Below are 18056 nucleotides of genomic sequence, written 5' to 3'. Positions count from 1 at the left end.
AAGGATCGGCCGTTCGGCCGATGCAGGAATGGACGCACGGCCGATCCCCGGGCACCGGCCTTCGCGGAAGGCTTGACCTTATGAACGAGGTACTTGTTGGACGGGCCTTGACGAAGCGGTTCGGGCAGACGACGGCCCTGGCCGGCGTGGACATCACGGTGCAGGCGGGCGAAGCGGTGGCGATCATGGGTCCGAGCGGGTCCGGCAAGTCCACCCTGCTGCACTGCCTGGCCGGGATCATGAAGCCGGACAGCGGTGAGGTGCACCTGCTCGGCCAGCGCATCGACACCCTCGGCGAGCGCAAGCGCAGCGCCCTGCGGCGCACCCGCTTCGGCTTCGTCTTCCAGTTCGGTCAGCTCCTGCCCGAACTGCCCGCCGACGAGAACGTGGCCCTGCCGCTGATGCTGGGCGGCGTGTCACGGGCGCAGGCGGTGAGCCAGGCCCGCGAGTGGTTCCCGCCGCTCGGCCTGCAGGGCATGGAGGTCAGGCGGCCCGGCGAGCTGTCCGGCGGCCAGGCGCAGCGGGTGGCCATCGCCAGGGCCCTGGTCACCAAGCCGGCGGTGGTCTTCGCCGACGAGCCCACCGGATCGCTCGACCAGCGGACCGGCCAGGAGACCATGCGGCTGCTGGTGGAGGCGACCAAGCACAACGGCGCCAGCCTGCTCGTCGTCACCCACGACCCCAACGTGGCCTCCTGGTGCGACCGCACGGTCGAGGTGCGCGACGGCCGCCTGCTGCAGAGCGGAGCGATGGCGTGAACCTCGATCTCACCTGGCGACTGATCAAGGGTGGCGGGCGCAGGGGGATGCTCGGCACCTGGCTGACGTTCGGGGCGGTGGCGATGGCGACGGCGCTGCTGCTGTTCGTGGTGGCGGCCAACCTCGCGTTCCAGGCCAGGGCCGATCGCGGCGCCTGGCGCAACCCGGTGCCCGCCGCCTCCGCCTCGGCCGCGGTCGCGGTCGAGGCGATGCGCTTCGACTACGTACGCGACAAGAAGATCACCGTCATCGACCTGGCCGCGCTCGACGGCGCGAACCCGGAGGCGCCGCCCGGCCTGCCGCGCTTCCCCAAGCCCGGCGAGGTGTGGCTGTCGCCCGGGCTGGCCGCGCTGGCCGACGAGCTGCCCGCGAACGAGCTGGCCGACCGCTATCCCGGGCGCGCGGGCGTGCTCGGCGACGAGGCCCTGGTCTACCCGGGCGAGCTGGTCGCGGTCTTCGGCCAGAGGCCGGACGCGCCCGCGATGACGGCCCAGCGCGTCGACGACTGGGTCCAGTCCCAGCCGCCGGTCAAGGTCGCGAGCCTGGCGGGAGAGCCCAGCGAGGACGCGGTCGCCTACCAGTGGCTGTCGGCCATCGCCGGCGTGCTCATGGTGGTGCCGCTGCTGGTGTTCGGCGGGGCGGCGGCCCGGCTCACGGTGGCCAGGCGCGACAGCAGGCTCGCCGCGCTGCGGCTCGTCGGCGCCACGCCCGGCCAGGTCGTCGCGATGACCGTCACGGAGGCGGTGCTGGTCGCGCTGGGCGGCGCGATCGCGGGGGCCGTCCTGTACGCGCTGTCCGTGCCGCTGCTCACGCGGATCGAGATGCAGGGCGGGCCGTGGTTCGCCGGCGACCTGCTGCCCGGTCCGCTGACCCTGGCCGGGGTGCTGGTCGCGGTGCCGCTGCTGGTCGGCCTGTCGGCCGTGGTCGGGCTGCGGCGGGTCGTGGTGAGCCCGCTCGGCGTGGCCAAGCGGGAGACGCCGCCCGCCATGCGCTTCGTCCGCGTGCTCGCGCTGCTCGCCTCGCTCGCCGTCTTCCCCCTGCTGGGCGTGCAGACCAGCGTCACCATCATCCTGATCGCGCTCGCCGTGGCGTTCCTGTGCATCAACCTGGCGGGGCCCTGGGTGGTCGGCATGATCGGCAGGATCGCGGCTTCGACCGCGCGCGGCCCCGCCATGCTGCTGGCGGCCCGCAGGCTTGTGGACGACCCGCGCTCGGCCTGGCGCACGGTGAGCGGCGTCGCGCTGACCGGGTTCGTCGCGGGCTTCCTCGGCCTGCTCAGCCCGGCGGCGTTCGAGCAGGTGCCGGGGCCGCCGCAGCTCAGCGTGAACGTCACCGACGGCAGCCCCGCCGAGGCGGCCGCGCAGGCCCGCGAGCGGCTGCGGGCGGCCGGCGTGACCGCCACCGTCGAGCGGCGCGAGGACGTCGTGGTCGCCGCCCTGGGCAGCTCGGCCGACGAGGCGACCGTGGACAGGGCGCGCACCGCGCTGGCCGATCTCGTGCCCGGCCACACGCCCACCACGCCGGAGGACAGCCGGCGCTTCGGCACGGACATCGTGGCCGACATCCGGGTCGGGACGATCGTGGTGCTGTCGGTGTCGTTCCTGGTGGCCATCACCAGCTCGGGGATCACCGCGATGTCGTCGGTGCTGGACCGGCGGCAGACGTACGCGCTGCTGCGCCTGGCCGGCACGCCCCTGGAGGTGCTGGACAAGGCGCGCAGGTCGGAGACGCTGCTGCCGCTGATCGTGATGGGCGGCGGGTCGATCCTGACGGGCGTGTTCTGCGCGGCGCCGTTCATGCTCGACGAGCCCAACCTGACCGGCGCGCTGACGCTGGCGGCGTGCGTGGTCGTGGGCTTCGCCGGGGTGCTCGGCGCGGGCGCGATGAGCCGGCCGCTGCTGCGCGCGGTCACCATGGACCCCGCGCCCCGCCCCGACTGACCCGCCCCGACTGACCCGCCCCGACCGACCCGCTCCGACCGACCTGCTCCGGCCGACTCGCCCTGACTGACCCGCCCCGACTGACCCGGCGCCCTTTGACGCGCTCAGCCGAGCACGAGGTCGCGGACGAGCTTCAGCGAGGGCTCGTCCCGCACCCCCATCACCAGCAGGGTGGTGACCGGGCTGCGGTGCCACAGTTCGAGGCGTTCCTTGATCCGGCCGGGCGGGCCGACGAGCGAGATGCCGTCGGCCAGCTCGTCCGGGATCGCGCGGAACGCCTCGTCCTTGCGCCCGGCCAGGTAGAGCGACTGGATGTGCTCGGCGGCCTCGGCGTAGCCCATGCGGCCGATGATGTCGGCGTGGAAGTTGCGCTGCCTGGCCCCCATGCCGCCGATGTAAAGGGTGAGCATGGTCTTGACGCCGTCGAGCGCGGCCCGCACGTCGTCGGAGATCACCACGAGCACCATGGCGGCCACGTCGAAGTCCGCGGGGGCCTTCGACAGTGCGTCGCCGTACATCTGCTCGATCTTCTCCGGGAACGCGAACAGCGGCAGCCAACCCTGCGCCACCTCGGCGGCCAGCTCGACGTTCTTCGGCCCCTCCGCGCCCAGATAGACGGGGATGTCCTGGCGCAGCGGGTGCGTGATGAGCTTGAGCGGCTTGCCGAGGCCGCCCGGCAGCGGCAGCGGGTAGTGCGGTCCCTCGCTGGTCACCGGCTCCTCGCGGCGCCAGACCTTGCGCATGATCTCGATGTACTCGCGGGTCCTGGCCAGCGGCTTGGCGAACGGCTGGCCGTACCAGCCCTCCACGACCTGCGGGCCCGACGCGCCCACGCCGAGCAGCAGCCGGCCGCCGGTGAGGTGGTCGAGGGTCATGGCGGTCATCGCCGTGGTGACCGGGGGACGGGCCGAGATCTGCGCGATCGAGGTGCCCAGCTTGATGCGCCTGGTACGCGCGCCGTACCAGGCGAGGGGCGTGAAGACGTCGCTGCCGTACGCCTCGGCGGTCCACACCGAGTCGTAGCCGAGCCGCTCGGCCGCGAGCACCGATTCGGTCGCGTCGTCGGCGTGGCGCTGCCAGTAGCCGAGGTTCAAGCCGAGCTTCATCGAGGACCACCTCCGGAATTAAGTTCTATTACCGCCGTGACGGGCCTCACGTGTCAATAACGGACGCTCCGGGGAAGTCACACTCTGTGCTCAAGGCCCTGTGTCGACTCGTCTGCCTGCTGCTTGTTCTGCCGGCGGCCGAGCCCACCGTTGCCCAGAGCCAGTCGCGGCCCAACATCGTCGTCATCATGGCCGACGACCTCGAAAGCGGCACGCTGCGGCACTTCCCGAACATCACCCGCCAGCTCGTGGAGCAGGGCACCTCGTTCGACCGCCACTTCGTGACGAACTCCTGGTGCTGCCCGTCCCGCTCGTCGATCCTGCGCTCGCAGCACGTCCACAGCCACGGCGTGCTGACCAACACCGCGCCCGAGGGCGGCTTCCACCGCTTCCACGAGCTGGGCCTGGAACGCTCCACGCTCGGCACCTGGATGCAGCAGGCCGGCTACCGCACGGCGCTCATGGGCAAGTTCCTCAACCACTATCCGGGGGGCTCGGCGCCCGAGACGTACGTGCCGCCCGGCTGGAACGACTGGCGGGTCCCCGTACGCGCCCTGTACGAGGAGTACGGCTACCGCCTCAATGAGAACGGCGCGCTGCGCGACTACGGCTGGGGAGAGCGGGACTACCTGTCCGACGTGCTCGCGGGTCACGCCCGCGCCTTCATCAAGGCCTCGGACCAGCCGTTCTTCCTCTTCCTGAACCCGGTGGGCCCGCACAATCCGGCCAATCCCGCCTACCGGCACGCCGACGCGTTCCCGATGGAGGCCGCGCCCCGCACCCCGTCGTTCGACCAGGAGGACATCAGCGCCGAGCCGTTGTGGATGCAGATGCTGCCGCCCCTGTCGCGGCGCGCGGAGGCCGCCGTCGACGAGCGCTACCGCACCAGGCTGCGCTCGATGCTCGGCGTGGACGACCTGGTCGGCTCGGTGATGTCGGCGCTGCAGGAGTCCGGCAAGCTCGACAAGACCTACATCTTCTTCACCTCCGACAACGGCTTCCACCTCGGCACCCACCGGATCAAGCACGGCAAGACCACGCCGTTCGAGGAGGCGATCAGGGTGCCGCTCGTCGTGAGGGGGCCAGGCGTCGAGCCGGGCGCGACGATCGCGCACATGACGGCCACGATCGACCTCGCGCCGACCATCGCCGAGCTGGGCGGGGCCACCGTGCCGGCGTTCGCCGAGGGGCGCTCGCTGGTGCCGCTGCTGCGCGGGCAGCCGCCGCCGCAGTGGCGAAAACAGGTGCTGGTGGAGTTCGTCCGCCCGGCCAACCGGACGTCGGCCGCGCAGACGCCGGTGCCCGCCTATCAGGCGCTGCGCACCGAGCAGTACACGTACGTGCGGTACGAGACGGGGGAGCGGCAGCTCTACGACCTCGACGAGGACCCCTACCAGCTCGACAACCTCATCATGTCCGCCGACCTGTCGCTGCTGTCGCGGCTGGACCAGCGGCTGTCGGCGATGGTCGCCTGCTCGGGCGCGAGCTGCCGCCAGGCCGACATGGCGGAGTGAGTGTCAGCGGAAGAGCGTGGGGTAGGCGTGCGCCAAGTGCTCGGAGACCGCTCTCGCCGCCTCCTCGGGGTCGCCGGACTCGATGGCCTCCAAGATGCGTACGTGGTCGGCGCGCAGGATCGAGGTGTCCATGACCTGCCGCACCGCCTCCACCGAGTACTTGCGCATCGAGTCGCGCAGCGACCGCATGATGGCGGCGACGAGCCGGTTGCCCGAGGCGTCCGCGATCGCGCAATGAAAGGCCGTGTCGTGCTCCACGAACTGCTCGGGCGAGCCCGCCGCGTCCATCCCGGTCAGCGCCGCCGCCAGCGCCGAGGTGTCGGCCCGCGCCGTGGCCGCGCGGGCGGCGGCCCACTGCTCGATCATGAGCCGGGCGTCGATGACCTCGCGCAGCTCGAGACCGGTCAGGCCGAGATGCAGCCGCAGCAGGTCGCTCAGCGCCGCGTCGGGGCGCGAGGTGAGCACCGCGCCCGCGTCGGGGCCCCGGCCGACCTGGGAGGAGACCACGCCGAGGGTCTCCAGCACGCGCAGGGCCTCGCGTACGGAGGAGCGGCTGACACCGAGCTGCTCGGCGAGCTGGCGCTCGGCGGGCAGCCGGTCGCCCACGGTGAGGCCGTCTTCGGTGATGCGCCGTTCGATCTGGGCGAGCACGTCCTCGAACGTCCGCGTCCGCTTGACCGGACGCCAGCCGCTTACGTCCAAGAGCCCTCCCTGGCCCGAAATGATGTCTTCGACTATGGTCTGACCATAATGTGGTCGGACCATACCTTGGAAGGAGAGTCGTGCGAGTCGCACTGTTCATCACATGCGTGAACGACACGCTCTTCCCCGGAACCGGCAAGGCGGTCGTGTCGCTGCTGCGCAGGCTCGGCTGCGAAGTGGACTTTCCCGCCGCCCAGACCTGCTGCGGCCAGATGCACGTCAACACCGGCTACCGGACGGAGGGCGTACGGCTGGCGCGGCACTTCACCGAGGTCTTCGCCGGCGATGACGCCGTGGTGGCGCCGTCGGGATCGTGCGCGGCCATGGTGCGCGAGCAGTACCCGAAGCTGGTCAAGCCCGGCAGCAAGGGCGCGGCGGCCATCGCGGAGGTCACGCCGAAGGTGTACGAGCTGTCGGAGTTCCTCATCGACGTGCTGAAGGTCGAGGACGTCGGCGCGTACTTCCCGCACCGGGTGACCTACCACCCGACCTGTCACTCGCTGCGCGGCCTGCACCTGGGCGACCGCCCCCTGCGGCTGCTGCGGAACGTGCGCGGCATCGACCTCGTCCCGCTGCCGGGCGCGGAGGAGTGCTGCGGCTTCGGCGGCACGTTCGCGGTGAAGAACCCGTCGGTCTCCGCCGCCATGGGCGCCGACAAGACCCGCAACATCCTCGACACCGGCGCCGAGGTGCTGTGCGCGGCCGACAACTCCTGCCTGATGCACATCGGTGGCACGCTGAGCCGCCAGCGGGCGGGCGTCAGGACCATGCATCTGGCCGAGATCCTCGCGTCCACGGAGGAGTCCCAATGAGCGTGACCTTCATCGGGATGCCCCAAGCGTTCCCGAAAAAGTCTGAAAAAGCCGTACAGGACGCCCAGCTTCGCTTCAACCTCCGCAAGGCCACCCACACCATCCGGGAGAAGCGCGCCTCCGTCGTCAATGAGCTGCCCGACTGGCAGGACCTGCGCGCCGCGGGCAAGGCCATCAAGGACCACACCCTGCGCAACCTCGACCGCTACCTGCTCCAGCTCGAGGCGGCGGTGACCAGCGCGGGCGGCACCGTCCACTGGGCCAGGGACGCCGCCGAGGCCAACCGCATCGTGGCCGACCTGGTCAAGGCCACCGGCGAGACCGAGGTGGTCAAGGTCAAGTCGATGGCCACCCAGGAGATCGGGCTCAACGACGCCCTCGCCAAGGAGGGCATCACCGCGTACGAGACCGACCTCGCCGAGCTGATCGTGCAGCTCGGCGACGACTACCCCAGCCACATCCTGGTCCCCGCGATCCACCGCAACCGCTCGGAGATCCGGGAGATCTTCCTCGACAAGATGCCCGAGGTCTCGCGCGACCTCACCGACGACCCGCCCGCGCTGACCGAGGCGGCCCGGCTGCACCTGCGCGAACGCTTCCTCAAGAGCAAGGTCGCGATCTCCGGCGCCAACTTCATGGTGGCCGAGACCGGCACGCTCGTCGTGCTGGAGTCGGAGGGCAACGGTCGCATGTGCCTGTCGCTGCCCGAGACGCTCATCAGCGTCGTCGGCATCGAGAAGCTGGTGCCGACCTGGCGCGACCTGGAGGTGTTCCTGCAGCTGCTGCCCAGGAGCTCCACCGGCGAGCGGATGAACCCGTACACGAGCACGTGGACGGGCTCCGTCGATGGCCAGGAGTTCCACCTGGTGCTGCTCGACAACGGCCGCACCGACGTGCTCGCCGACGAGGTGGGCCGCCAGGCGCTGCGCTGCATCCGCTGCTCGGCCTGCCTGAACGTGTGCCCCGTCTACGAGCGCGCCGGCGGTCACTCCTACGGCTCGCCCTATCCCGGACCGATCGGCGCGATCCTCACCCCGCAGCTCAGGGGCATGCACTCGGACCTGGACGCCTCGCTGCCCTTCGCCTCCAGCCTGTGCGGCGCCTGCTACGAGGTGTGCCCGGTCGCCATCGACATCCCGTCGGTCCTGGTGGACCTGCGCGCCAAGGCGCCGCACGCGGCGGCGGAGAAGGCCGCCATGAGGGCGGCCGGCTGGGTGCTGGAGGACCACCGGCTCCTGACGAAGGCGCAGCGTACGGCCTCCCGCATGCGCAAGCTGGTGCCGAAGCGGCTCCCGGGGCCGCTGTCGGCGTGGACCGACACCAGGGACCTGCCGGACATCCCCGCCGAGCCGTTCAGGGACTGGTGGGAGCGCACCGGCGGCGGCGAGAGCGACGGGCACGACCGGAAGGAGGAGCGGTGAGCGCGCGCGAGGAGATCCTCGCCAGGATCGGCAAGGCCGTGGCAGGGGCTCCCGACGTGGAGATCCCCCGCGGCTACCGCGCCGGCCGGCAGGTGGAGGACCAGGAGGCGCTGGTACGGCTGTTCGCCGAACGGGTGGACGACTACCGGGCCATCGTGCACGTCGTACCGGCGGCCGAGGTGCCGGCCAAGATCGACGCGTGCCTGGGCGACAGGAAGATGTTCGTTCCCGAGGGCTTCGACCGCGAGGGCGGCTGGCCTGACCTGCGCACCGCCGACGGCGTCATCACCGGCTGCGCCGTCGCCATCGCCGAGACCGGCACCATCGTCCTCGACCACGGCCCGGGGCAGGGCACGCGGGCGCAGACGCTGGTGCCCGACTACCACCTGTGCGTGGTGCGCGCCGACCAGATCGTCCCCGGCGTGCCCGAGGCGATCGCCAGGCTCGACCCGTCGCGGCCGCAGACGTGGATCAGCGGACCCTCCGCGACCAGCGACATCGAGCTGAACCGGGTCGAGGGCGTGCACGGCCCCCGCACCCTGGAAGTGGTCGTCAGCGCCTGAGCGCCGGGGGAGCGGCCGTCAGTACCCGGGTGGCGGGAGCGGCCGTCAGTACCTGAGCACCGCCGCGACGTCGTCCACGGCGTCGGTGAACCACACCTCGGCGTCCGTCATCGCGGCCGCCCTGATCAGCGCGGAGTCGGCGCGCTCGCGCACCGGCTCCGCCACGCCCCAGTGGCGCAGTTCGTTGGGGTCGGTGCCCACCTGGGTGCCGGCCTCGCCGACCCAGACGGGCGCGGGCACCTCGCCGGGCATCAGCACCGCGTGCACGCGGCCCTCGCGCAGCGCCTTCGACACCCGGCACGGCCCGGTGGGCGCGTCCGTCTCCTGGTGGCGTTCGAGCAGCTCGGCGCAGCGGCGCGCGAGCCACTCGTCGAGCGCGCGCTCCACGTCCCGCTCGAACTGGCCGTGGTCCTCACGGCTGCCGTGCTCGACGATCGTCACCCGATCGGCCGCCTGCGTGCTGAGATGCCGCAGCAGGAACGCGCGCGACCTCGGCTGCCCGGCCACCAGCACCAGCTCGGCGCCGATCCTGCGCACCTGCTCGTCGATCTCCTGGGCCACGGCCACCGCGTTCTTCTCCCAGGTCTCCTCGACGGCCCGCTCGTAGCGGCGCTGCGACCAGCCGCCCTGCGAGGTCTTCTGCAGCGGCCACGACTCGCCCTGCACCGTCGTACGGCGCGGCGCGCCCTCGCCGAACACGGTCACCTCGGCCCCCGCATGGTCCACGATGACCCGGATGTGCGGCACGTTCTCACCGCGCCGCATCAGCATCGGCGTCACGTGCGGCAGCGGCGTGTAGGTCACCAGCTCCGACGGCGGCTCCTCCAGCGACTCGGCGAGCACCACCGAACCGTCCGTGGCGAACAGCGCCCGCCCGGCCGCCGCCTGCAGCGCCTCCTCCTCCAAGGCGTCCATCGTGGCCTCGTCGACGTCGTGATCGAGCCGGTCGCGGACGCTGCGCCAGTGGGCCTTGCGCTCGGCGACGGTGAGCGCGCCCAGGTAGACCGACGCGTACGGGCCGGGACGGTCGTACAGGTGGCGGATGAAGTCGAGCCGCACGGTTCAGAACCTCCGCTGCTCCACGCCGAGGCCCAGGGCCTTGGCGATGTCGGCCATGTTTCTGTAGTCGCGGTCGGGCAGGGACTCCACCATGTCGAGCACGGGATCGGGAGCGCCTTCACGCCGGGCGCGGTCCAGCAGCTCGCTCTTGGAGGCCGGCCAGTGGGTGTCGCTGAGCCACTTGGCCAGATCGCTGCGGACGTCCACGTCATGCGGAGTCATGCCCTGCGGGACCCCGGGCGCGTGGCCGGGCGCGTACGACGGGGTCTCCTCGCCGGACGACGACATGGCCTCGGGCTCCCTCCACTCCTCGGCGTGCGTCGTGCCGCCGCCGCGCACCATGCCCTCGGTCTCGTGCTTCTGCTGCTCGTCCAGGCGCGGGCCGTGCTTGTCGCTCCCACGTTCCATGGTTCCCACACTCCTTCCAAGCCCGGCCCCTACCCCCGCTTTCGTGGGCAAACATCGCGGCTGTGTACCCTGCCGAGCGTGTTCGACCCCGATGTGCGCATCTCTACGGCACGGCTGACGCTGCGGCCGTTCCGCCCCGAGGACGCGCCCAGGATCCGCAAGATCGTCGCCTCCGGGGCGCGGTTCCTGCCGCCCGGCGCGCCCGTCAAGACCGGCGGAGTCGACCACTGGCTGCGGCACGGCGTCCACGAGCTGCGCCGCAGCGGGCAGGGCATCCACCTGGCCATGACCGACGCCGAAGGGCTCATCGTCGGCGCGATCAGCCTGTTCAAGACCTCGTGGAGCACCGGAACCACCGAGGTCGGCTACGGCGTGCACCCGCTCTACCGGGGCCGCGGCTTCGCCACCGAGGCGGTGCGCGGGCTGACGAAGTGGGCGTTCGAGACGGTCGGGCTGCGCCGTATCGAGCTGACCGCGAACCTGGACAACCTCGCCTCGCTCGCCGTCGCCCGCAAAGCTGGCTTCACCTGGGAAGGCGTCATCCGCGACGGCGTGCTGGACGACGACGGCACCCACGACCTCGTGGTCTTCGGCCTGCTGCGCACCGACAGCCCAGCACCAGGCCCCATGCTGCCCAAGGACGACCTGCTCACCCCGCGGCTGCGGCTGCGCCCCCAAGAGCCGCGCGACGCGCCGTACCTGGCGGCCACCGGCGCCGACCCGGTCACCCAGGAGTTCACCGGCGTCCCGCGCGGCTACACCGAGGAGCACGCCCGCGCCTACATCGCGCACGCCGAACGCCAGCGCATCCGCGGCCTCGGCATCGCCTGGACCGCCGAGGAGCTCACCACCGGCCGGTATGCGGTCAACGTCGACCTGCGCGACCTCGACTGGCACAACAGGACCGCCGAGGTCGGCTACATGACCGCGCCCTGGGCCCGCGGCAACGGCTACGCCGCCGAGGCCGTGCGGGCCATCGCGCGCTGGCTGTTCGACCGGCACGGCTTCGCCCGGCTCCAGCTCCGCGCCGCCACCGTCAACACCGCGTCCCAGCGGGTCGCCGAGAAGGCCGGCTTCGTCCGCGAGGGCATCGCCCGCTCGTCCCTGGCCGGCGAGGACCTGATCGTCTACAGTCTCATCCCCTCGGACCTGGCCTGAAGGCACGGCGGACTGACCTCGCCACCCTTTGTGAAACCCCTCCGCAGCCGTCACCCTTGAATTGAGGACGGTGAGGCGCATGATCACGGTTGTCGGCTGGGACGGATCCGAGCTGTCGGCCAAGGCGGTGACCAAGCTGCACGAGGCGGGGCTCGTCATCGGCCCCGACGCCATTCTCGGGCGGCTCAAGCTGAACGCGGCGACCGCAGGAGACGGCGCGCTGCTGCAGACCATCGACGACCATCTCGAACACGGCGAAGGGCCCGCGGTCGTGCTCGCGCCCGGCGATCCCGGCTTCTTCGGCGTCGTACGCGAACTGCGCGCACACGGGCTCAAACCGGACGTCCTGCCCGCCACGTCGCTCGTCGGCCGGGCCTTCGCCGGTGCCCGGCTGCACTGGGATGACGCGCTGGTCGTCGCGCCGTCAGGCCCCGAGCAGCTCACCCGCGTGGTCAACGCCTGCCGCGCGCACCCCAAGGTCGCCCTGCTCGTCGCGCCCGGCGTCGGCCCCGCCGAGATCGCCAGGGAGCTGGCGCCCACCACGCCGCGCGCCCTGATCGTCTGCGAGGACCTCGGCGGCCCCGACGAGCGCGTCACCCACAGCCGCATGGGCGAGGCCACCACCCGGCCGTGGAAGGACCCCCAGGTGGTGCTCGTCATCGACCCGCTGCACCGGCCCGGGGAACGCGGCTGGGTGGCGGGCGCCCAGCCGGGGCCGCGGGAATGGGCGCTGACCTTCGGCGACGACGTCATGCCGCCGGAGGTCAGGGCGTACGTGCTGGCCAAACTGGGGCCGCGCCTCGGCGACCTGGTCTGGGACGTCGGCGCGGGCGTCGGCCAGATCGCCGTCGAGTGCGCCAGGCTCGGCGCGGCCGTCGTGGCCGTCGAACGGGACGAGGCCCGCTGCGCCGAGCTGCGCCGCAACGTGCTCGCGCACGGCGTGAAAGTGGCTCTCACCAGAGGGCAGGCGCCGCCCGCCCTGGAGCCGCTGCCCGACCCCGACGCCGTCTTCGTCGGCGGCGGCGGGCTCGACGTGATCGACGCCTGCGCCGCCAGGCGGCCGCGCACGCTCGTCTGCGCGCTGCGCAAGGTCGAGCAGGTGCCCGCCGTGCTCGACCGGCTGCGCGAGCAGGGCTACCGAGGCGAGGGCACGCAGATCCTGGCGTCGAGGCTCAGCGTCGAACCCGACGGCGCGCACGGCCTGACCCCCGCGGATCCCGTCTTCGTCGTGCACGCGAGGCCCGCCCACACAGCGTGACCTGTTCCCTACCGGCGCCCATCGGTTATCCTCGCGTGTCTTTGTCCACCGCACCGGAGATTCCCCCACGATGAAGCCACCGCTCCTGCTGATCGGGCAGGGCTCCCAGGACGACGCCTACGCCGCCGAGTTCGGCAGGTTCGTACACCGCCTGCGCTGCCGCCTCGACCAGACCGGCGCCGACGTCTCGGGTGGCTACCTCGAGCGGGCCACACCCCGGCTGAGCGACTCCGTCGCCTCCCTGGTCGCCAGGGGGCACCACAGGCTCGTCGCGCTGCCGCTGAGCCTGAGCAGGATGGGCGAGGAGTTCTCCGCCGCGATGGCCCTGGAGCAGCAGCGCCACCCCACGCTGGTCTACGACTACGGCCGCCCCCTCGGCCCGGACCCGCGCGTGCTCGCCCTGCTGGCCGAGCGGCTCAACGAGGCGGCCACCGAGATCTCCAGGCCGCGCTCGCTGGAGCTGGCGGGCGCGCGGCCCCGGCTGCGCGCCGTCGACTCCTCGCCGTCGGAGGACCCGCACGCCCACGTCGAGCCGGGCGAGACCGCCGTCGTCCTGGTCGGCGAGGGCTCGACCGACGCCACCGCCAACGCCGACGTCCACCGCGTCTCCCGGCTGTTCTGGGAGACGCACGCCTACGACTTCATGACCGTCGAGACCGCGTTCGTCTCGGTCACCCCGCCCGGCGTGCCCGGCGGGCTCGAACGCTGCCGCCGGCTGGGCGCCAAGCGCGTCATCGTGGTGCCCTACCTGCTGTTCGCCGGCGGGCTGCTGGAGCGCGTGTGGGCGCAGGCGCTGGCGTACGGCGCCGGGCACCCCGATCTCGACATCCGCTGCGCCGAGGTGATCGGCGACTGCGAAACCCTCGCCGACGTCGTCATCGACCGATACGAGGAAGCACTCCAACTCGTCCCGTAAGTGGAGGTTTTCGTGCTCGCCGAGACGCTCTCCGCCATCCGGCCCGCCGACCCGCAGGCGCTCGCGGACGCCCGCGCACACCACGACCGCCTCACCAAGCCGCGCGGCTCCCTCGGCGCGCTTGAAGAGGTCGCGATCCGTCTGGCGGGCGCGGCAGGCGTCAGCCCGCCGCCCATGCCCGAGCCGGCCGCCCTGGCCATCTTCGCCGCCGACCACGGCGTGCACGCGCGCGGCGTCAGCCCGTGGCCGCAGGAGGTGACCGTGCAGATGGTCGCCAACTTCCTGAACGGCGGCGCGGTCGCCAACGCCTTCGCCGCCCAGGCGGGCGCGTCGGTGACGGTGGTGGACGTCGGCGTCGCGGCCGACCTGCCCGACGCCCCCGGCCTCGTCAACCGCAAGATCGCGTACGGCACCGCCGACCTGTCGCAGGGCCCCGCCATGACCGTCGACCAGGCCGTCAGAGGGCTGGAGGTGGGCATCCAGGTGGCCAAGGACCTCGTCGCCGACGGCGCCCGCTGCCTCATCACCGGCGACATGGGCATCGCCAACACCACCGCATCGGCCGCCCTCGTCTCCGCCTTCACCGGCAGGGACCCCGGCGAGGTGACCGGGCGGGGCACCGGCATCGACGACGAGACGTACGAGCTGAAGGTCGGCATCGTCCGCCAGGCCATGCGTACGCACGCGCTCGCCGGCGTGGCCTCCTCGCCCAGCGAGTCGCTGCGGGCGCTCGCCGCCGTCGGCGGGTTCGAGCACGCCGCCATCGCGGGCTTCATCCTCGGCGGGGCCGCCCTGCGCGTGCCGGTCATCCTCGACGGCGTCATCTCCGGCGCCGCCGCGCTCGTCTCCGCCGCGCTCGACCCGGCCGTGACCGACCACTGCGTGGCCGGCCACCGTTCCGCGGAGCCCGGGCACGGCGCCGCGCTCGAGCACCTCGGGCTCCGCCCGATCATGGACCTGGAGCTGCGGCTCGGCGAGGGCACGGGCGGGCTGCTCGCGCACCCGACGGTGTGCGCGGCGGTACGGGTGCTGCACGAGGTGGCGACGTTCGACTCGGCGGGGGTGACCGAGAAGCAGGTGTGACCTCAAGGACCTGGACGGGGCCGTCCCCGGGGAGGCCGCGCGGCCTCCCCGGGGACGCCGCGCGATGGGGGAGGTTGTGCGGCTTCCCCGGATGTCGCGCGGTGAGGGACGCTGTGCGGTTTCCCCGGATGTCGCGCGATGGGCGAGATCGGCCGCGTTCCCGGACGCCGCGTTGTGGGGCTGCGGCGCGATTCTGTGGACACCGGTGCTCACCTGCGGAGGCGGGTTATCCTGGGACCCTGACAGCGATGGCCGGACGCCGTGGTCACGATGAAGGCGGGCCTCGCGGGAGAGGCGCGGGGATCGCAACAGCGGTCGTTAACGTGTGCGCAGCAAATGACACAGGCGAAGCCGGTAGGTTTACCTCTTAACACAACCTTCGCGAACGGGAGATTCCCCCCATGGGTCCCTACCTCCTCGGCCTGCGGCTTTCCGGCCGCCGGGTTCTCGTCGTTGGCGGCGGCCGCGTCGCCCAGCGCCGGGTGCCCGCGCTGCTAGAGGCCGGTGCGGAGGTCACGGTCGTCTCGCCGTCCGTCACACCGGCGCTCGACGACCTGATCGCCGCGGGAAGGGTCACGTGGCACGCCCGGCCCTACGAGGTCGGCGACTGCGACGGGGCCTGGCTCGTACAGGCGTGCACCGACGACCGATCGGTCAACACGGCGGTCGCCGCCGAGGCGGAGGCCAAGCGCGTGTGGTGCGTGCGCGCCGATGACAAAGACGCCTCCGCCGCCTGGACCCCCGCCACCGGACGGGTCGACGAGATCAGCGTGGCCGTCACCGCGGGCGGCGACCCGCGCAGGGCAGCCGGCATCCGCGACGCCGTCGTCGGCGCGCTGCGCGACGGCACTGTCGACGCCCGGCGAAACCGCACCAAACCCGTCGGCGTCGCCCTCGTCGGCGGCGGCCCCGGCGACCCCGGCCTCATCACCGTGCGCGGACGCCAGCTCCTCGCCCAGGCCGACGTCGTCGTCGCCGACCGCCTCGCGCCCCGCGCGCTGCTCGACGAGCTCGCCCCCGACGTCGAGCTGATCGACGCCGCCAAGGTCCCCTACGGCCGCTCGCTGCCCCAGGAGACCGTCAACGAGCTGCTCGTGGATCGCGCCAGGCAGGGCAAGTTCGTGGTCCGGCTCAAGGGCGGCGACTCGTTCGTGTTCGGGCGGGGCGGCGAAGAGCTCATCGCCTGCGCCGAAGCCGGCATCCCGGTGACCATCGTGCCCGGCCTCACCAGCGCCGTCGCCGTGCCCGCCGCGGCCGGCGTGCCCGTCACCCATCGCGGGGTGAGCCAGGAGTTCCACGTCATCTCCGTACACGTCGCACCCGACGATCCCCGCTCCACCGTCGACTGGCCCGCACTGGCGCGTTCCCAGGGCACGCTGGTGTTGCTGATGGCCCTCGAACGCCTCCCGAAGGTCGCAGAAGCGCTCATCCGTGACGGACGTTCGCCGGAGACTCCCGTAATGGTGGTGCAGGACGGTACCCTTCCGACCCAGCGGGCGGTCACCGCTTCGCTTTCCACCGTGGCCGACCGCGTGTCCGCGGCTGGGATCCGGCCGCCGGCGATCGTCATCGTCGGCGACGTCGTGAGGATCGGCCAGGAGGTCGAGATGGTTCGAGCGGAGCGCTTGCCGTGAACACGGCCATGGATGACGGGCGGCCCGAGTCGCCCGGGGAGCAGACAGTGAGCTTCCGCCCGGTGACCGACGAGGATCTCTCCGAGGTCCACGACGACACCACCCCCGGCCAGGGCGCGGGCGGGTCCGCGGACACGCCCGAGCCGGCGGATTCCGAGTCGCCCGGACCCGGCAAGCCGAGGGTGCCGGGCGACGTTCTGGACGACGAGCCGGCAGCGGAGGCACCCGCAGCGAGCGCGAGCGAAGGCACCGCCCAGCCCGCCCCGGACGGCGAGTCAGCCGAGCCCGCACCCGAGAGCGCCGGCCCCGCGCCGGAGGCCGTGACGTCCGCTGCCGAAGGCGCGGCGGCGGCTGATTCCGGCGAGACCGGGACCGGCCGGGCCGATGAGACCGAAGACGCCGCTTCCTCGGAGCGCGAGGCGCCTTCGAAAGGCGGCGCAGGAGCCCGCGGTGGCCTCAAGGCCGAGGTGGCCGACGTGCTCGCCAAAGTCGCCGCGGCCGGCCTGCCGGTTGACACCGAGCTGGGTGCGCTCAGCGGAGCCGCGCCGGGCCCGAGCGCCGAGGCCGAAAGCAGCAAGCCGGCGTCCGGCGGGCAACCTGGCGGCCCCCGTTCGCTCTCCGAACAACCTTCTTCCCCCAGACCTTCGCTCTTCGAAAAGCCAGCCGTGCTGCAAGACCCCTCTACGACCGACAGCCCTTCAGCGGAGTTCCCGCCACCGGCGCCAGGCCGGTCGGCCACCGCGGCTCGCGGCCCCCGTACGCCGTCCGGCGACGGGCCGCCTGGAACGCCCCGTACCCGAGGCGGCGGTGAGAGCCGCCCCGCAGCGGAAAGTCGCTCGGCGTCCGATGACGGGACCTCGTGGGCGTTCCGTCCGGCGCGCAAGGTCGATCAGCAGCCCGAGCCGCCTTCGGGACGCCCTTCGTTGTTCGAGAAGCCGGCCGCGCTGCGTCAGCCCGCACCGCCCGGCGAGCGGCCGTCCACCGACGGGCCGTCGTTTCCGTCCACGGACGCGCCGTCCATGCCGTCGATCGACTGGCCGTCGTTCCCGTCGATCGACACTCCGGCCGCCGGGCCCGCCTCCGGCGCGCCCGCGCCGCCTTCGGGGCGTCCTTCGTTGTTCGAGAAGCCGGCCGTGCTGCGGCAGGACGACGCCGGGGACGCCGCCGCGCCCGTTCAGGAGACCGATGCTTCCGTACGTACGGACGAACCCGGAACATCGGAGACCGGCGAGAGCGTCGCGCCTCAGTCTCAGGACGAGCCGGAAGGCCGGGGCGAGCCGGACTCCGGCGAGCCGGCGGACGCAGCGGAGCAGCCGGTCTCCGGCGCGGAGCCGGGCTCGGACGCGGAGCCGGGCTCGGACGCGGAGCCGGGCTCGGACGAGCGCGCGGAAGACGAGGCCGAGACCGTAGACGACAAGGAGCCGGCCGCAGCGGGCGAGGCGCAGGCCGAGGAGGCGACCGGCGTACCGGAAGCAGCGGCACAGGAGACCGAGGCGCAGGAGACCGAGGCGCAGGAGAGCGAGGCGCAGGAGAGCGACGACTCCTGGCCGGAGGTGTCGCCGCCGGGTCCCGGCGAGCGTGTGGAGGAGCTGCCGCCCGAGACGGTCGAAGCGCTCACCTCGGCACTGAACGCCCTCCGCGAGACCGTCGCCGACGTGCGCTTCTGCGAAGACCTCCCGGGTTCGGCCGAGGCGCGGCAGGCGCAGCAGGCACTGCTGGCCCAG

General features: G+C 72.6%; 15 protein-coding genes. 11 read left to right on the top strand and 4 right to left on the bottom strand.

What is annotated here, in order from left to right; genetic code table 11:
- The first annotated feature begins 80 nt into the window (after positions 1-80).
- Both ACFMQL_RS05360 and ACFMQL_RS05355 read left to right on the top strand, forming a co-directional pair.
- Entirely contained in the window at positions 81-758 is a 678-nt protein-coding gene (locus tag ACFMQL_RS05360; protein ID WP_364057900.1) for an ABC transporter ATP-binding protein, read from the top strand.
- Complete coding sequence (locus ACFMQL_RS05355; protein WP_364057897.1) at positions 755-2698, top strand: FtsX-like permease family protein; 1944 nt, start codon at positions 755-757, stop codon at positions 2696-2698. Before ACFMQL_RS05360 ends, ACFMQL_RS05355 begins: the two co-directional genes overlap by 4 nt.
- A gap of 104 nt (positions 2699-2802) precedes the next feature.
- Here the strand turns inward: ACFMQL_RS05355 and ACFMQL_RS05350 are convergent, their stop codons facing one another.
- The gene (locus tag ACFMQL_RS05350; protein ID WP_364057894.1) at positions 2803-3804 is read right to left on the bottom strand and encodes an LLM class F420-dependent oxidoreductase; all 1002 of its coding nucleotides are present in this window, start codon (positions 3802-3804) and stop codon (positions 2803-2805) included.
- Between the two features lie 86 nt (positions 3805-3890).
- On the opposite strand from ACFMQL_RS05350, the gene ACFMQL_RS05345 reads away from it, so the two are divergent.
- Positions 3891-5318, top strand: a complete 1428-nt coding sequence (locus tag ACFMQL_RS05345) for a sulfatase (RefSeq protein ID WP_378784758.1) — start codon at positions 3891-3893, stop codon at positions 5316-5318.
- 3 nt (positions 5319-5321) lie between these two features.
- Here the strand turns inward: ACFMQL_RS05345 and ACFMQL_RS05340 are convergent, their stop codons facing one another.
- A complete protein-coding gene (locus tag ACFMQL_RS05340) occupies positions 5322-6020 on the bottom strand; it encodes a FadR/GntR family transcriptional regulator (protein ID WP_364057888.1) in 699 nt (232 codons plus the stop codon).
- An 80-nt stretch (positions 6021-6100) separates the two neighbouring features.
- Between ACFMQL_RS05340 and ACFMQL_RS05335 the strand changes: the two genes are divergently transcribed.
- From ACFMQL_RS05335 to ACFMQL_RS05325, 3 genes are read left to right on the top strand one after another with little or no spacing between them, the layout of a single operon-like run.
- Positions 6101-6832 carry a (Fe-S)-binding protein gene (locus tag ACFMQL_RS05335; protein ID WP_378784756.1) on the top strand — a complete coding sequence of 244 codons (732 nt, stop codon included), beginning with the start codon at positions 6101-6103 and terminating at the stop codon, positions 6830-6832.
- Positions 6829-8253, top strand: coding sequence for a lactate utilization protein B (locus ACFMQL_RS05330; protein ID WP_364057882.1), 1425 nt, complete (start codon positions 6829-6831; stop codon positions 8251-8253). The genes ACFMQL_RS05335 and ACFMQL_RS05330 overlap by 4 nt, the downstream gene beginning before the upstream one ends.
- A complete protein-coding gene (locus tag ACFMQL_RS05325) occupies positions 8250-8816 on the top strand; it encodes an LUD domain-containing protein (RefSeq protein ID WP_364057879.1) in 567 nt (188 codons plus the stop codon). The genes ACFMQL_RS05330 and ACFMQL_RS05325 overlap by 4 nt, the downstream gene beginning before the upstream one ends.
- Before the next feature lie 45 nt (positions 8817-8861).
- On the opposite strand, the gene ACFMQL_RS05320 is transcribed toward ACFMQL_RS05325, so the two are convergent.
- Together ACFMQL_RS05320 and ACFMQL_RS05315 are read right to left on the bottom strand one after the other, a co-directional pair.
- The gene (locus tag ACFMQL_RS05320; RefSeq protein ID WP_378784755.1) at positions 8862-9875 is read right to left on the bottom strand and encodes a Vms1/Ankzf1 family peptidyl-tRNA hydrolase; all 1014 of its coding nucleotides are present in this window, start codon (positions 9873-9875) and stop codon (positions 8862-8864) included.
- Positions 9876-9878: 3 nt separating this feature from the next.
- Complete coding sequence (locus ACFMQL_RS05315) at positions 9879-10283, bottom strand: DUF2795 domain-containing protein (RefSeq protein WP_364057873.1); 405 nt, start codon at positions 10281-10283, stop codon at positions 9879-9881.
- 78 nt (positions 10284-10361) lie between these two features.
- On the opposite strand from ACFMQL_RS05315, the gene ACFMQL_RS05310 reads away from it, so the two are divergent.
- The 5 genes from ACFMQL_RS05310 to cobA all read left to right on the top strand — a co-directional run bounded on the left by ACFMQL_RS05310 (position 10362) and on the right by cobA (position 16332).
- On the top strand, positions 10362-11441 hold the full coding sequence (locus ACFMQL_RS05310; RefSeq protein ID WP_378784754.1) for a GNAT family N-acetyltransferase: 1080 nt from the start codon (positions 10362-10364) through the stop codon (positions 11439-11441).
- Positions 11442-11520: 79 nt separating this feature from the next.
- Positions 11521-12699 (top strand): precorrin-6Y C5,15-methyltransferase (decarboxylating) subunit CbiT, encoded by a 1179-nt coding sequence (locus ACFMQL_RS05305; protein WP_378784752.1) that lies wholly within the window; start codon positions 11521-11523, stop codon positions 12697-12699.
- A gap of 70 nt (positions 12700-12769) precedes the next feature.
- A complete protein-coding gene (locus ACFMQL_RS05300; protein ID WP_378784751.1) occupies positions 12770-13615 on the top strand; it encodes a sirohydrochlorin chelatase in 846 nt (281 codons plus the stop codon).
- Between the two features lie 12 nt (positions 13616-13627).
- Positions 13628-14698, top strand: coding sequence for a nicotinate-nucleotide--dimethylbenzimidazole phosphoribosyltransferase (gene cobT / locus ACFMQL_RS05295; RefSeq protein ID WP_364057861.1), 1071 nt, complete (start codon positions 13628-13630; stop codon positions 14696-14698).
- Positions 14699-15099: 401 nt separating this feature from the next.
- On the top strand, positions 15100-16332 hold the full coding sequence (cobA, locus tag ACFMQL_RS05290; protein WP_378784749.1) for a uroporphyrinogen-III C-methyltransferase: 1233 nt from the start codon (positions 15100-15102) through the stop codon (positions 16330-16332).
- The last annotated feature ends 1724 nt before the right edge of the window (positions 16333-18056 follow it).

The organism is Nonomuraea fastidiosa (assembly GCF_042751225.1).
In the GTDB taxonomy this organism is placed as follows: domain Bacteria; phylum Actinomycetota; class Actinomycetes; order Streptosporangiales; family Streptosporangiaceae; genus Nonomuraea; species Nonomuraea fastidiosa.
Note: the sequence above shows the minus strand (reverse complement) of the source record. Positions and strands in the feature narration are given on the sequence as shown.

What these genes read in the sequence shown, in the direction of transcription:
- ACFMQL_RS05360 (WP_364057900.1), top strand. Translation starts at nt 81, where the DNA reads ATGAACGAGGTACTTGTTGGACGGGCCTTGACGAAGCGGTTCGGGCAG.
- ACFMQL_RS05350 (WP_364057894.1), bottom strand. Translation starts at nt 3,804, where the DNA reads ATGAAGCTCGGCTTGAACCTCGGCTACTGGCAGCGCCACGCCGACGAC.
- ACFMQL_RS05330 (WP_364057882.1), top strand. Translation starts at nt 6,829, where the DNA reads ATGAGCGTGACCTTCATCGGGATGCCCCAAGCGTTCCCGAAAAAGTCT.
- ACFMQL_RS05315 (WP_364057873.1), bottom strand. Translation starts at nt 10,283, where the DNA reads ATGGAACGTGGGAGCGACAAGCACGGCCCGCGCCTGGACGAGCAGCAG.
- ACFMQL_RS05305 (WP_378784752.1), top strand. Translation starts at nt 11,521, where the DNA reads ATGATCACGGTTGTCGGCTGGGACGGATCCGAGCTGTCGGCCAAGGCG.
- ACFMQL_RS05300 (WP_378784751.1), top strand. Translation starts at nt 12,770, where the DNA reads ATGAAGCCACCGCTCCTGCTGATCGGGCAGGGCTCCCAGGACGACGCC.
- cobA (WP_378784749.1), top strand. Translation starts at nt 15,100, where the DNA reads ATGGGTCCCTACCTCCTCGGCCTGCGGCTTTCCGGCCGCCGGGTTCTC.